Below are 13,823 nucleotides of genomic sequence, written 5' to 3'. Positions count from 1 at the left end.
ATTAGTCATGCGTATTTCAACTGCTCAAATGTTTCATCAAAATACTTTAAGTCTGTCTAAAGGTCAGTCTTCAACCAATAAAATTTTGGAACAACTGGCAAGTGGCAAAAGGCTCAATACCGCGGGAGACGATCCTGTTGCAGCTATTGGTGTTGATAACTTAAAACAGAAAAACGCCTTGGTGGATCAATTCGTCAAGAATATTGACTATGCACAAAAGCACCTTGGATTAAGCGAAAGTAAGTTAGGCAGCACAGAAACAATTATGAGTAGTATGCGTGAGCAACTACAGCGCGCCGCAAACGGCAGCCTATCTCAATCGGAACGGCAAATGATTGCCGATGAAATGAAAGATAGTCTCGAAGAGTTAATGTCGATTGCCAACACAAAAGACGAATCGGGTAATTATATCTTTGCTGGCAACAATACTAATAATCCACCTTTTGCGTTTGATAATAATGGTCAAATAATTTACAGCGGTGACAGTGGCGAGCGGCAAAGTATCGTTGCCTCGGGTGTTACCATCGGAACAAATGTGCCAGGTGACACTGTGTTTATGAACGCTCCTAATCCGCTTGGTGATTATGGTGTCAATTATTTGCCATCTCAACAGGGTGATTTTGTTGTTGATAAGGCGGCCATTTTTGATTCTGCCGCACACGTAGAAGATACCTATACCTTTAAGTTTGTTGATAACGCTGGTGTCCTTGATTTACAAATTGAAGATTCGGGCGGCACCGTCGTATCAACGGTTGCAAACTTTGATCCTAGCAATCCGGTAAGTTTTAACGGCATAGAAGTTCAACTGTCAGGTCAGCCTGTCGCGGGTGACTCTTTTACCATGGAACCTCAAGAAACCGTTAGTATTCTAGATACCTTTAATGAAGCGATTGCGATGCTTGAAGATCCTACTATTCCAAATACTTCTCAAGGAAACTCAAAGTTGGCACAGCTATTGAATAATATCGATAGTGGTCAAAATCAAGTCAGTACAGCAAGAAGTATTGCTGGCAATAGCTTGAAAAGTTTAGAGAGTATCTCTACGAATCACGCTGAAGAAAAAATCGTTAATGATAGCGCATTATCCATGCTTGAAGATTTGGACTATGCCGCAGCAATAACTGAATTTGAAAAACAGCAACTGGCATTAAATGCCGTGTCGAGTGTGTTCGGCAAAGTCGGTTCTATTTCGTTGTTTGATTATATCTAGTAAGGCGTTCAGATCTTGCAAGATATATAAAGCAAGAAAGACCAACGTTAAATTGTAAAATTTAGCCAAGCTCCAAAGTCTTGGCAACAAAACTAAGAATGAGGATTTATTTATGGCTATTACAGTAAATACCAATGTTACATCAATGAAAGCACAGAAGAACTTAAATGCGTCGACGCAAAATTTAAGTACTTCGATGGAACGTTTATCAAGTGGTTTACGTATTAACAGTGCAAAAGATGATGCGGCCGGTCTAGCTATTTCTAACCGCTTGAACTCGCAGGTTCGTGGGTTAGAGGTTGGTATGCGTAATGCGAACGATGCAATTTCGATAGCGCAAATCTCAGAAGGTGCGATGCAAGAACAGACAAACATGTTGCAGCGTATGCGTGATTTGACTATTCAATCTGAAAACGGTGCAAACAGCCCTGACGATTTAGCAGCATTGAAAGCTGAGATGGATCAATTAGCGGAAGAAATCACCGCGATTGGTAATAGTACGGCTTTCGGTGACACGAAATTATTAACAGGTGACTTTTCTGCTGGTAAAACGTTCCAAGTTGGTCACCAAGATGGTGAAGATATCAGCATTACAGTTAAAACAAGTAATGCGACAAGTCTATCTGTTGCAGCATTAACAAATGCGACTTCAGCAGGACGTGCATCAGCGCTAACCAAAATTGATGCTGCAATTAAAAATATTGATACTCAACGTGCAGATTTAGGTGCAAAACAAAACCGTCTAGCACATAACATTGCAAACAGTGCAAATACGCAAGCTAACGTTGCAGATGCTAAGTCGCGTATTGTTGATGTTGATTTCGCGAAAGAAACCGCTGAAATGACTAAAAACCAAGTGTTGCAACAAACGGGTAGTTCAATGTTGGCTCAAGCTAACCAATTGCCACAAGTGGCGCTATCATTATTAGGTTAATGACACCGAGTTAACACCCTAAAGCTTTTTATAAAATCTTTCGGGCTAAAAATTAAGCCATACTTGTTTAAATAATAACAAGTATGGCTTTTTTGTTTATTTAAGTTATTGATTTTATGTGATTAAGACTTGATGTGCGAAAAATGTTCAAAAAAATTCTAAAGTAACCTAAATTGCTGCCGTTAAAGTATTTGTAACCCAATAGACCCGCCTGGCAATAGAGACAGGCAAGTTTTAAAGCCAGGTATAAAGAGGAAACAAATTATGGCTATTACAGTAAATACAAACGTAACATCAATGAAAGCGCAAAAGAACTTAAATGCTTCTACAGGTAACTTAGCAACCTCAATGGAGCGTTTATCAAGTGGTTTACGTATTAACAGCGCAAAAGATGATGCGGCTGGTTTAGCTATTTCGAACCGTTTGAACTCTCAAGTTCGTGGTTTAGAAGTGGGTATGCGTAACGCTAACGACGCAATCTCAATCGCTCAAATCTCTGAAGGCGCAATGCAAGAGCAAACAAACATGCTTCAGCGTATGCGTGATTTAACGGTACAATCTGAGAATGGTGCAAACAGTACTGAAGATTTAGCGGCTCTTAAAGCTGAAATGGACGAACTTGCACTAGAAATTACTGAAATTGGTAATAACACCGCATTTGGTGAAACTAAATTATTAGATGGTAGTTTTTCAGGTGGTAAAAACTTCCAAGTAGGTCACCAAGATGGTGAAGATATCACTATTACAGTTAAAACAAGTGACTCTACAAGCTTATCAGTTGCCGCACTAACTAACGCAACATCAGCGGGCCGTGCTTCTGCTCTGTCTAAAATCGATGCGGCAATTAAAACAATTGATAGCCAACGTGCAGATTTAGGTGCGAAACAAAACCGTCTTGCGCATAACATCGCTAACAGTGCAAATACACAAGCAAACGTTGCAGATGCTAAATCACGTATTGTAGATGTTGATTTCGCGAAAGAAACCGCTGAAATGACTAAAAACCAAGTGTTACAACAAACAGGTTCTGCGATGCTTGCACAAGCTAACCAGTTACCTCAAGTGGCATTATCTCTTCTATAATTTGATTAGTTAATTAAATTTTGATGATTAGAGAAGGGAGATCTTGTTAGGTCTCCCTTTTGTCGTTTTGATATTGATTATCGTACTAAACTAATTAAGAGGCGTAAGATGGCTATGGATATCAATTTTACTGGTACCTCAAATACCCTTACTGATAATATGGGGACTCGTCAACTGACTGAGAGTAAAGCTCAGGTCGCAGAAGAAAAAACCAAAGTTGCTGAGTTAGTAAAGTCAGATCAACAAGCTAAAGACTATGTTGATAAAGAGTCAAATAATCAAGAGTTAACCGAAGTTACTGATGACCTAAATGATATGGCGTCAATAATGCGTAAAGGGCTTGCCTTTAAAGTGGATGATGACTCTGGGAAAAATGTGATCAGTGTCATGGATATTGACTCTGGTGATGTCATTAGGCAAATACCTAATGAAGAAGCGTTAGAACTGTCGAAAAAATTAGCTGAAGTGGCAGGGATTTTGCTTAATACAGAGGCATAATTAAGGCGTTTTTTTGCTTTAATATTAATGTAAGAATTATTGAATAATAGGTGAGGAATTTATGGCATTAACAGCAACTGGTATTGGCTCAGGTCTAGATATCAACACCATTGTCGGTGTACTCGTCGATGCTGAAAAACTCCCTAAAGAAGCATTATTCGATAAAAGTGAAGCGACAATAGATGCAAAAGTGTCAGCCATTGGTTCGTTGAAAAGTAAATTATCGACATTCCAAGATGCACTAGAGAAGTTGAGTGACCCAGATGCACTTAATATTCGAAAAGTGTCGACTGGCGAAAGCATTTATTTTGGCGCTACAGCCGATAAGAATGCACAATCAGGCAGTTATCAAATTCAAGTCGAACAGCTGGCGTCTTCTCATAAAGTGGCTGGAGCTAATGTGGCCGACCCGAGTTTAGGGGTGGGAACTGGTAGCCTGGATTTATCGGTTAATGGTGAAGCTTTCTCAGTAGATATTGAAGCCACTGATTCACTTGATGATATCGCCAAAAAAATCAATGGCGCTACAGACAATTCTGGTGTAACCGCAACGATCATTAAAAGTGATGATGGTAGCCGTATCGTGTTTAGCTCTGATGAGCCAGGTACCGACAATGAAGTGACAATGACTGCGAATGATACAGCCGGCTCAGGGTTAAATGACATGTTTGGCGCTGGAAATTTGACGACACTTCAAAATGCGGAAAATGCCGTTATCTATATTGATGGTCAAAAGGTTACTTCTCAATCTAATGAAATTACCGATGCCATTGCTGGTGTCACGCTTTCGCTAACTGATGCTGATGTATCAAAAACCTCAACATTAAAAATTGAGCAAGATGACGAGCTAGTTAAAGAAAATGTGCAAGCATTTGTGGATGCATACAATACGTTAGTGACTTCAATCAGTGATATGTCTAAATATGACACTGAAAAAGAAGAAGCCGCTGCGCTGCAAGGGGATTCAATGATTCGTTCGATAGAATCCCAAATGAGAAGCATGATCAGTAATCGAGTCGATGTTGACGGACAGAGCGTTGCATTATATGACATTGGTATTGAAACTGATCGATACGGAAAAATGTCAATTAATACCGAAAAACTAGATGAATCTATCAGTGAAAACATGGATTTAGTTGAAGGATTATTTGCGACTCCTGACACAGGTATTGCAAGCCAATTAGATACCATGGTCGAAGGTTATGTTAAAACGGGTGGGTTAATTGATAGCCGTAATAATAGTTTAACCAGTGAGAAAAGCCGTTTAGACGATCAGCGTGATGCGTTTAGTTTGAAAATGGAGTTACTTGAAGCACGTTTATTTAAACAGTTTAATGCCATGGATTTGGTCGTTGCATCATTGAATCAACAAAGCTCTGGATTAACAGAGCGATTAAATTCATTACCAGGCTCTGTGCCAAGTAGCTAATTTATATGAAACAACTATCTGAAAAAAACCTGCAAATAGAAGAATTGCTAAAAAATATTGATAATACTCCTTCAGAAAATGAATCTTCTGATGAGTTGGTATCTAACTTGCTAGTACTTATAGGTGAGCGTCAAATTTTACTCGATAACCTGAAATTTGAAGATGAAGAAACTGAAAGAAAAATGTTAGAACAACAGATTTCTATTGGCAAAGTGTTTGAGCAGAAGGTCATAGCATTGCAAAAACACATTCAATCTTTACTTCAGGCTAGAAAGAAAAATCAGCGCCAAATTAATGTTTATCAATCTATAGACTCAAATAAGTAGCAAAGGTGAACCCTATGAGAGGATCAATTAAATCTTACCAAAAGGTATCAATCGACAGTGAGATAGCTGTTGCTTCTCCACATCGAATTATTCAAATGATGTTCGATGGTGCTTTATTACGATTAGCGCAAAGCCGATACGCAATTGAAAATCATGATTTACAGGCTAAAGGTGTCGCGATTAACAAAGCAATAGGTATCATAAATGGCTTGAATAATAGTCTTAATATGGACGTCAAAGACTCTGTTGCAAGCAATTTAAGTGATCTTTATGATTTCATGTTACGCCGTATTTCAGAGGCAAACGTGAATAATGATGTGATAGCCATTGATGATGTCACAAACATCCTTAGAACGATTAAAGAAGGTTGGGATGCAATCCCTGCAGAGATGCATCAAATGACGTCAGAAGCGAGTTAATTTTGATATCATTGTAAAGGGCGCCATAGGCGCCTTTTTTGTATTTCGACAGGTAAAAATGAGCGTCTCTATTCGTCCATTAATGGCATTTCCAGTCTGGCTTATCGTATTGGTTGTATATAAAAACAGCTGTTAGTGACTTAAATCAATAGCATGGTAGAATATTGGCTGATCAAGCTTGATTCTCTTGCTCTGATAATACAGTATTTATTTTTGCGTATTCGTTTAAACTTTATTGCAGTTTTGGCTATATTTAAGTAAAGATTAAAAAATATGTGTTCGCGATCTTCTATGTTAATGTTTATATTATAATTGTGTCATCTGACTCATAGAAATATAGCGTGATAAACTACATTCAAGTCAGGTGAGCGTTATTGATTTTTGATAACGAAGAATTTTGACTCTGAATTACTAATAACTAGAGCTTTGGCCTTCTTAATGATGCAAATAGAACAACGAATTTTAATTGTTGCTGAACCTTCTGAGCGCGTGTCTCGTCTTTGTTGTATTTTTGAATTTTTAGATGAAAAACATCACCTCATTTCAACTGATGATCTTGCGCCGTTAACTCGTGACTCTCGTTTTAGAGCTTTAGTTATCGACACTGAATCTGTTTCAGCTGAATTCATTAAAGATGTGCAATCCTCAATTCCTTGGCAACCCGTTCTATTAATCGGTTCGCAAGAGATTAATGGCGTGAATGTACTTGGTACAATCGAAGAGCCAATAAACTATCCTCAGCTCACTGAGCTGCTTCATTTTTGCCAAATTTACGGTCAAGCTAAGCAACCTCAAATACCAACCAGCGCTAATCAAACCAAACTGTTTAGATCACTTGTTGGTCGTAGTGAAGGGATTGCCAATGTTCGTCACCTAATAAGCCAAGTCGCAACGTCTGATGCCACAGTGTTAGTGCTGGGCCAATCTGGTACAGGTAAGGAAGTGGTTGCTCGTAATATTCATTATATGTCAGAGCGACGTGATGGACCGTTTATTCCTGTCAATTGTGGTGCTATTCCACCTGAGTTATTAGAAAGTGAGTTATTTGGCCATGAGAAAGGCTCTTTTACTGGCGCGATTTCTACCCGTAAAGGTCGTTTTGAATTAGCTGAAAACGGCACATTATTTCTAGATGAAATTGGCGATATGCCGCTGCAGATGCAAGTAAAACTATTACGTGTATTGCAAGAAAAAGTCTTTGAACGTGTCGGTGGTTCTAAAACGATTACAACAGATGTGCGCGTGGTTGCTGCGACTCATCGTGATCTTGAAACCATGATTGATAAGAATGAGTTTCGTGAAGATTTATACTATCGACTAAACGTATTTCCAATTGAAATGCCGTCGTTAAGTGAACGACGTGATGACGTACCACTGTTACTGCAAGAATTAGTTAGCCGTGTGTTTAATGAAGGTCGCGGTAAAATTCGTTTTACCCAACGTGCGATAGAGTCATTAAAAGAACATAACTGGTCTGGTAATGTACGTGAACTGTCGAATCTAGTTGAAAGACTAACCATTTTATTCCCAGGCGGGCTTGTCGATGTCAATGACTTACCACGTAAGTATCGTTATATTGATGTGCCTGAATACAGCGTGGAAATCAGTGAGGAGCAACAAGAGCGTGACGCCTTAGCTTCAATTTTCAGTGATGATGAGCCTATCGAAATCCCTGAAACACGATTCCCAAGCGAATTACCTCCTGAAGGCGTGAATTTAAAAGATTTATTAGCCGAGCTTGAAATCGATATGATCCGTCAAGCACTTGAGCAGCAAGATAACGTCGTTGCAAGAGCTGCAGAAATGCTTGGTATTCGCCGAACGACACTTGTTGAGAAAATGCGTAAATACGGTATGAGTAAAGACTAGTATCATCGCGCAAAAAATGTTCTATTAAAGCATGCCTTCTGGCATGCTTTTTTATGCCTCTTGATAAGTTTGATTAAAGTGGCATACCAAATGCATTAGCCTGTTAAAAGTAAATATTTTGACGGAGTGGCTATGTTTTCAGCGCAACTAGTTTCAGAACAATCAGTAACGGCGCAAGCATCAGCAGAGCACTATGCCTTTAATATAGATGACGATTCAGTTCAGCAAAGCACTGCTAAAATTGACTTAACTGGCTCAGTCAGTTCATCGGTGCCTTTTAATCAGCAGTTTATTGAACAAAATGAGCGAGCGGTTCCGCAAAAGGCGGCTAATATGTCAAATCAAATGGCGCATATATTACAAGCCATGCCATCTGGCGTTGTGATTATTAATGGGGATGGTGTTGTCACTCTTGCTAACCCTGTGGCCACTGAATTATTAGGCAGACCTTTACAAGGTGCCAAGTGGTTTGAAATTATTAATCGCGCTTTCTCTCCCCAAGAAGATGATGGTCATGAGGTTTCTCTTAAAAATGGTCGTCGAGTTAAGTTAGCAATTACCCCTTTAACACCGGAGCCTGGTCAGTTAATTGTACTGACGGATTTAACTGAAACCCGCTTACTTCAAAAGAATTTATCGCATTTACAGCGATTATCAGCGCTTGGGAAAATGGTCGCAACATTGGCTCATCAAGTCAGAACTCCGCTTTCTGCTGCAATGCTATATGCGTCGAATTTAGCCAGCCCTAAGTTGGCTGAAACGGCTAAAAAACGCTTTCAGTCTAAGTTAGTTGATCGCCTTAATGAACTTGAGCGACAAGTTAATGACATGCTGCTAATGGCTAAGAATAAACAAGACGATGTCTCAGAGGCTTTATTGGCTGAAGCAATTATTGAACCTGTGTTAGCTAACTGTGAACCTATTGCTGAAAACAAGTCGTGTAAATTACAGTATTTTAATCATTCTAGTGATGCGATTTTAGCTAATGGTAATGCATTAAGTTCAGCGATTAACAATTTAGTGATGAACAGCTTAGAAGCCAATGCAACTGAAGTACGTATCATAACCAGTTCAACCGATCATCGTCTGAATATTGATGTGATTGATAATGGTAAAGGGCTAGCTGTTGATATGCAGCAACAAATACTTGAGCCCTTTTTTACCACAAAAAGCCAAGGTACAGGGCTTGGGCTTGCTGTAGTGCAAACCGTTGTGAGAAACCATAACGGCACGGTGCAGGTGTCATCGCAACCCGATAAAGGTTGCCTTATCAGGCTTTCATTTCCAGTGCATAATGTTGATGAACAAGTCAACACTAAGGCAAGTTTAACTCAAACGGAGACTTCTCATGGGTGAAGCAAAATTACTACTCGTTGAGGATGATGCATCGTTAAGAGAAGCATTACTGGATACATTAATGCTAGCTCATTACGATTGTGTTGATGTTGGTTCAGCCGAAGAAGCCATCATAGCGTTAAAATCTAATGATTTTGATCTGGTTATCAGTGATGTTCAGATGGATGGCATTGGTGGCATCGGCTTATTAAATTACCTCCAGCAAAATAATAATAAGATTCCAGTATTATTAATGACAGCTTACGCCACCATTGATAATGCGGTCAGTGCCATTAAGTTAGGCGCGGTGGATTATTTGGCGAAGCCATTTGCGCCAGAGGTGCTGCTCAATCAAGTGTCACGCTACTTGCCGTTAAAACAAAACCTCGATCAACCTGTTGTGGCTGATGACAAAAGTTTGGCATTACTGTCAATTGCACAACGAGTCGCAAGTTCCGATGCATCAGTGATGATTATGGGGCCGAGCGGTTCAGGTAAAGAAGTGCTTGCACGATACATTCATCAAAACAGTGCCAGAGCAGATGAGCCTTTTATTGCCATTAACTGCGCCGCTATACCTGAGAATATGCTTGAAGCAACCCTATTTGGTTATGAAAAGGGCGCCTTTACTGGCGCTTATCAGGCGTGTCCTGGTAAATTTGAGCAGGCACAAGGCGGGACGATTTTATTAGATGAAATCTCTGAAATGGAGCTTGGTCTGCAAGCTAAACTTTTACGTGTGCTGCAAGAAAGGGAAGTAGAGCGTCTTGGCGGTCGTAAAACGATATCGCTAAACGTTCGAGTGTTAGCAACCTCCAACCGTGATTTGAAAGAAATGGCATCTTCAGGTGCCTTTAGAGAAGACTTATATTATCGCATTAATGTGTTTCCGCTTACTTGGCCAGCACTAAATCAGCGACCTGCTGATATTTTACCGCTTGCTCGTCACTTGATTGTGAAACATGCAAAGCTTGCGAATATTTCACCAGTACCCACAATCGATGATGTGGCTTGTAGAAGGCTGCTGACTTATCGCTGGCCTGGTAATGTGCGCGAGCTTGATAATGTCATTCAACGAGCGCTGATATTGCATACAGGTGAAGAGGTGACTAGCAATGATATTGTGCTTGATAGTGCCGAAGTGCCGCTGCAGCCTACTGAGCAACAAGCTAAACCGAGCACAGAAACAGATGGCTTAGGGGGTGAATTAAAAGCCCAGGAACATGTGATTATTTTGGAAACATTAAATCAGTGTAATGGCAGTCGCAAAGCGGTAGCTGAAAAGCTGGGAATTAGCGCAAGAACCTTACGATATAAAATGGCGAAAATGCGCGATATGGGCATTCAAGTGCCGGCTTAATTTTCTCCTGTTAACGTTTCTGTTGTTAACGTCAGCCAGAAAACCTAGCACTTTCGCTAGGTTTTCTTATCTACAATGACGATTACTGCGCACACATTGAGCAAACGCACTGCTTTTTACCCCCAATATCTATTGTTAATAGGCATTTTTATATTATTGGCATCCTAATTGCTAAATCTATTGTAACTGGTTTTTAGTCGTCAAATATCCGACGAATAGGAGTTTACAATGCAGGTTAGCGGAAATCCTTTTTTACAAGAAATGCAATCACTTCGTGGTGAAATTTCACCTAATCTTCGTTCTCCAATTCAACCGGATATGACTCAGAAGGTGGGTAATACATCAGGGGCTGATTTTGGAGAGTTACTTTCTCAAGCCGTTGGAAGTGTTACTGCTTTACAAAAAAATTCCGCCAACCTAGCGACACGTTTAGAAATGGGTGATTCGACAGTCACACTGTCAGATACCGTAATAGCTCGTGAAAAGTCAGGTGTGGCATTTGAAGCAACTGTGCAAGTAAGAAACAAGCTTGTTGAAGCTTATAAAGAAATTATGAGCATGCCTGTTTAGGCTCTTATCAGATTAGAAAGTAGGTAATTATTGTGAGCACAGATCTCGTATTAGATTCAGATACCGTTGATAGCACTGGGATTCAGCAAGAGAACAAATCTGGCTTAATGAGTTCATTTGGCAGTGCTGATTTCATGCGTCAAATCACCATGATATTAGCGTTGGCAGTCTGTTTGGTGCTGGCGGTTTTCATGATGATTTGGGCGCAAGAGCCTGAGTTTAGACCTCTAGGTCAGATGGAAACCAATGAAATGATCCAGGTTCTGGACGTTCTCGATAAAAATAAAATTGCCTATAAAATTTCTGGTGATGTAGTCAGTATTCCAGAAGATAAGTATCAAGATGTAAAATTACTATTAGGCCGTGCAGGTGTTGAAACCTCAAGTCAACCAACCGATTATTTGAGTAAAGATAGTGGCTTTGGTGTGAGTCAACGCATGGAGCAGGCGAGATTAAAACAAAGCCAAGAAGTCAATTTAGCTCGTGCAATTGAAGAGCTTAAAAGTGTTACTCGTGCCAAAGTGATTCTAGCGTTACCAAAAGAAAATGTATTTGCCAGAAACAAATCTAAACCTAGCGCAACCGTAGTCGTTAACGTGCGCCGTGGCAGCTTAGGTCAAGAAGAAATTGATTCCATTGTTGATATTGTCGCTTCTGCTGTTCAGGGTTTAGAGCCTACTCGAGTCACAGTGACTGACTCTAATGGCCGTTTACTTAACTCTGGAAGCCAAGATGGCGCTTCAGCAAGAGCTCGCCGTGAACAAGAGTTAGTTCAACAAAAAGAATCTGAATACCGTAATAAAGTTGATTCTATTTTAATGCCGATTTTAGGCCCTGAAAACTTTACCTCGCAAGTGGATGTCAATATGGACTTCACTGCCGTTGAGCAAACAGCAAAACGTTTTTCTCCTGATTTACCAGCAGTACGCAGCGAAATGACCATTGAGCGTAATTCATCGGGTCAGGCAATGGGTGGTATTCCAGGTGCATTATCAAACCAACCACCTATGGAGTCTGATATTCCACAAGAAGTGGGTGAATCTGAAGCCACTGCAGCTACTGGAGACAGTTTCCGTGAAGCGACTCGTAACTTTGAGCTTGATACGACTATTAGCCATACTCGTCAGCAAGTTGGTGTGGTTAGAAGATTAAGTGTATCGGTCGCCATTGACTACAAGCCTGGACCTGTTGATGAAAATGGTGTGGTAACAAGAGTACCTAGAACCGAACAAGAGCTGACTAATATCCGACGTTTATTAGAAGGGGCGATGGGATTTACCAGTCAACGTGGTGATACGTTGGAGGTGGTAACGGTTCCATTTATGGACCAACTAATTGAAGAATTACCAGCGCTTGAAATGTGGGAGCAACCATGGTTTTGGCGAGCGGTAAGGCTAATACTAGGCGCTTTATTAGTGCTAGTTCTGATATTATTTGTTATTCGTCCAATGCTAAACAGGTTATTGAAATCTAACGAAGTTGAGATGCCTGAAGAAACACGTTTAGGCCATGAGCTTGCTGAAATTGAAGATCAGTACGCTGCAGACACATTGGGCATGTTAAATACTCAGCAAGCAGATTACAGTTATGCTGATGACGGTTCGATTCAAATACCGAACCTGCATAAAGATGATGATATGATCAAGTCGATTAGGGCATTAGTGGCTAATGAACCTGAACTTTCTACCCAAGTAATTAAGAGTTGGTTACAAGAAGATGGCAAATGATGACGTAGCAGTTGCAGAGGCAACTAAAGGGTTTAACCCTGATGACTTAACGGGTATCGAGAAAACGGCTATTTTGCTGTTAAGCCTAAGTGAAGCTGATGCAGCTTCGATTTTAAAGCATCTTGAACCTAAGCAAGTCCAGAAAGTCGGTATGGCAATGGCAGCTATGGAAGAGTTTGGTCAAGAAAAAGTCATTGGCGTTCATAAGTTATTTCTTGAAGAAATCCAAAAATTCTCATCTATTGGCTTTAATAGTGAAGAATTTGTCAGAAAAGCATTAACAGCGGCACTTGGTGAAGATAAAGCGGGTAATTTGATTGAACAAATTATCATGGGCAGTGGTGCCAAAGGTTTGGATTCTTTGAAATGGATGGATGCACGTCAGGTTGCCACCATTATTCAGAACGAGCATCCGCAAATCCAAACTATTGTTTTATCTTATTTAGAGCCCGATCAAGCGGCTGAAATTTTTAGTCAGTTCCCAGAAAATACCCGCTTAGATTTAATGATGCGTATTGCTAACTTGGAAGAAGTGCAACCTGCTGCACTGCAAGAGTTAAATGACATCATGGAGAAACAGTTTGCAGGCCAAGGCGGCGCACAAGCGGCTAAAATGGGCGGCTTAAAAGCAGCTGCAAATATTATGAACTTCCTTGATACCGGAGTAGAAAGTCAGATTATGGAAACCATGCGTGAATCTGATGAGGAAATGGCGCAACAGATCCAAGACTTAATGTTTGTATTTGAGAACTTGATTGACGTTGATGACCGTGGCATTCAAGTCTTGCTCAGAGAAGTACAACAAGATGTACTTATGAAAGCCTTGAAAGGAGCCGATGACCAGTTATCTGATAAAATCGTGGGTAATATGTCTAAGCGTGCAGGTGAGTTACTACGTGACGATCTTGAGGCTATGGGACCGATTAGGATCAGTGAAGTGGAAGTGGCTCAAAAAGAAATTCTCGCAATTGCACGACGCTTGAGTGATAGTGGTGAAATTATGCTTGGCGGCGGTGGTGGAGAAGAGTTCTTATAATCACTTGTGCTAAACGAGTGAGTGACA

The 13,823-nt window shown here is 40.3% G+C and carries 13 protein-coding genes; all 13 read left to right on the top strand.

Annotated features, from left to right (window positions below; all coding sequences use genetic code 11):
- Positions 1 to 7 precede the first annotated feature (7 nt).
- Positions 8 to 1,210 carry a flagellar hook-associated protein FlgL gene (gene flgL / locus A9267_RS05570; RefSeq protein WP_055025040.1) on the top strand — a complete coding sequence of 401 codons (1,203 nt, stop codon included), beginning with the start codon at positions 8 to 10 and terminating at the stop codon, positions 1,208 to 1,210.
- Between the two features lie 112 nt (positions 1,211 to 1,322).
- Entirely contained in the window at positions 1,323 to 2,144 is an 822-nt protein-coding gene (locus A9267_RS05565; RefSeq protein WP_065108534.1) for a flagellin N-terminal helical domain-containing protein, read from the top strand.
- A 264-nt stretch (positions 2,145 to 2,408) separates the two neighbouring features.
- A complete protein-coding gene (locus A9267_RS05560; protein WP_065108533.1) occupies positions 2,409 to 3,227 on the top strand; it encodes a flagellin N-terminal helical domain-containing protein in 819 nt (272 codons plus the stop codon).
- A gap of 108 nt (positions 3,228 to 3,335) precedes the next feature.
- A complete protein-coding gene (locus A9267_RS05555) occupies positions 3,336 to 3,725 on the top strand; it encodes a flagellar protein FlaG (protein WP_082972216.1) in 390 nt (129 codons plus the stop codon).
- Positions 3,726 to 3,786: 61 nt separating this feature from the next.
- Positions 3,787 to 5,154, top strand: a complete 1,368-nt coding sequence (gene fliD / locus A9267_RS05550) for a flagellar filament capping protein FliD (RefSeq protein WP_065108532.1) — start codon at positions 3,787 to 3,789, stop codon at positions 5,152 to 5,154.
- A gap of 5 nt (positions 5,155 to 5,159) precedes the next feature.
- Complete coding sequence (locus A9267_RS05545) at positions 5,160 to 5,480, top strand: hypothetical protein (protein WP_055025035.1); 321 nt, start codon at positions 5,160 to 5,162, stop codon at positions 5,478 to 5,480.
- A gap of 14 nt (positions 5,481 to 5,494) precedes the next feature.
- Complete coding sequence (fliS, locus tag A9267_RS05540) at positions 5,495 to 5,899, top strand: flagellar export chaperone FliS (protein WP_055025034.1); 405 nt, start codon at positions 5,495 to 5,497, stop codon at positions 5,897 to 5,899.
- 438 nt (positions 5,900 to 6,337) lie between these two features.
- Positions 6,338 to 7,768, top strand: coding sequence for a sigma-54 dependent transcriptional regulator (locus tag A9267_RS05535; RefSeq protein ID WP_055025033.1), 1,431 nt, complete (start codon positions 6,338 to 6,340; stop codon positions 7,766 to 7,768).
- 132 nt (positions 7,769 to 7,900) lie between these two features.
- A complete protein-coding gene (locus tag A9267_RS05530; RefSeq protein ID WP_082972214.1) occupies positions 7,901 to 9,124 on the top strand; it encodes a sensor histidine kinase in 1,224 nt (407 codons plus the stop codon).
- Complete coding sequence (locus A9267_RS05525; RefSeq protein WP_065108531.1) at positions 9,117 to 10,463, top strand: sigma-54-dependent transcriptional regulator; 1,347 nt, start codon at positions 9,117 to 9,119, stop codon at positions 10,461 to 10,463. The genes A9267_RS05530 and A9267_RS05525 overlap by 8 nt, the downstream gene beginning before the upstream one ends.
- Before the next feature lie 228 nt (positions 10,464 to 10,691).
- The gene (gene fliE / locus A9267_RS05520; RefSeq protein ID WP_055025031.1) at positions 10,692 to 11,033 is read left to right on the top strand and encodes a flagellar hook-basal body complex protein FliE; all 342 of its coding nucleotides are present in this window, start codon (positions 10,692 to 10,694) and stop codon (positions 11,031 to 11,033) included.
- A 107-nt stretch (positions 11,034 to 11,140) separates the two neighbouring features.
- Positions 11,141 to 12,760, top strand: coding sequence for a flagellar basal-body MS-ring/collar protein FliF (fliF, locus tag A9267_RS05515; RefSeq protein WP_218919256.1), 1,620 nt, complete (start codon positions 11,141 to 11,143; stop codon positions 12,758 to 12,760).
- The gene (gene fliG / locus A9267_RS05510) at positions 12,750 to 13,796 is read left to right on the top strand and encodes a flagellar motor switch protein FliG (RefSeq protein ID WP_055025029.1); all 1,047 of its coding nucleotides are present in this window, start codon (positions 12,750 to 12,752) and stop codon (positions 13,794 to 13,796) included. The genes fliF and fliG overlap by 11 nt, the downstream gene beginning before the upstream one ends.
- Positions 13,797 to 13,823: the final 27 nt, after the last annotated feature.

The sequence above is a fragment of the Shewanella sp. UCD-FRSSP16_17 genome (genome assembly GCF_001675935.1).
Classification (GTDB): domain Bacteria; phylum Pseudomonadota; class Gammaproteobacteria; order Enterobacterales; family Shewanellaceae; genus Shewanella; species Shewanella japonica.
This window is presented reverse-complemented; position numbering and strand designations above follow the sequence as displayed.

Bases quoted from the DNA above. Each gene is read 5' to 3' on its own strand.
- flgL (WP_055025040.1), top strand. From the start codon at position 8: ATGCGTATTTCAACTGCTCAAATGTTTCATCAAAATACTTTAAGTCTG.
- A9267_RS05565 (WP_065108534.1), top strand. From the start codon at position 1,323: ATGGCTATTACAGTAAATACCAATGTTACATCAATGAAAGCACAGAAG.
- A9267_RS05560 (WP_065108533.1), top strand. From the start codon at position 2,409: ATGGCTATTACAGTAAATACAAACGTAACATCAATGAAAGCGCAAAAG.
- A9267_RS05555 (WP_082972216.1), top strand. From the start codon at position 3,336: ATGGCTATGGATATCAATTTTACTGGTACCTCAAATACCCTTACTGAT.
- fliD (WP_065108532.1), top strand. From the start codon at position 3,787: ATGGCATTAACAGCAACTGGTATTGGCTCAGGTCTAGATATCAACACC.
- A9267_RS05545 (WP_055025035.1), top strand. From the start codon at position 5,160: ATGAAACAACTATCTGAAAAAAACCTGCAAATAGAAGAATTGCTAAAA.
- fliS (WP_055025034.1), top strand. From the start codon at position 5,495: ATGAGAGGATCAATTAAATCTTACCAAAAGGTATCAATCGACAGTGAG.
- A9267_RS05535 (WP_055025033.1), top strand. From the start codon at position 6,338: ATGATGCAAATAGAACAACGAATTTTAATTGTTGCTGAACCTTCTGAG.
- A9267_RS05530 (WP_082972214.1), top strand. From the start codon at position 7,901: ATGTTTTCAGCGCAACTAGTTTCAGAACAATCAGTAACGGCGCAAGCA.
- A9267_RS05525 (WP_065108531.1), top strand. From the start codon at position 9,117: ATGGGTGAAGCAAAATTACTACTCGTTGAGGATGATGCATCGTTAAGA.
- fliE (WP_055025031.1), top strand. From the start codon at position 10,692: ATGCAGGTTAGCGGAAATCCTTTTTTACAAGAAATGCAATCACTTCGT.
- fliF (WP_218919256.1), top strand. From the start codon at position 11,141: ATGAGTTCATTTGGCAGTGCTGATTTCATGCGTCAAATCACCATGATA.
- fliG (WP_055025029.1), top strand. From the start codon at position 12,750: ATGGCAAATGATGACGTAGCAGTTGCAGAGGCAACTAAAGGGTTTAAC.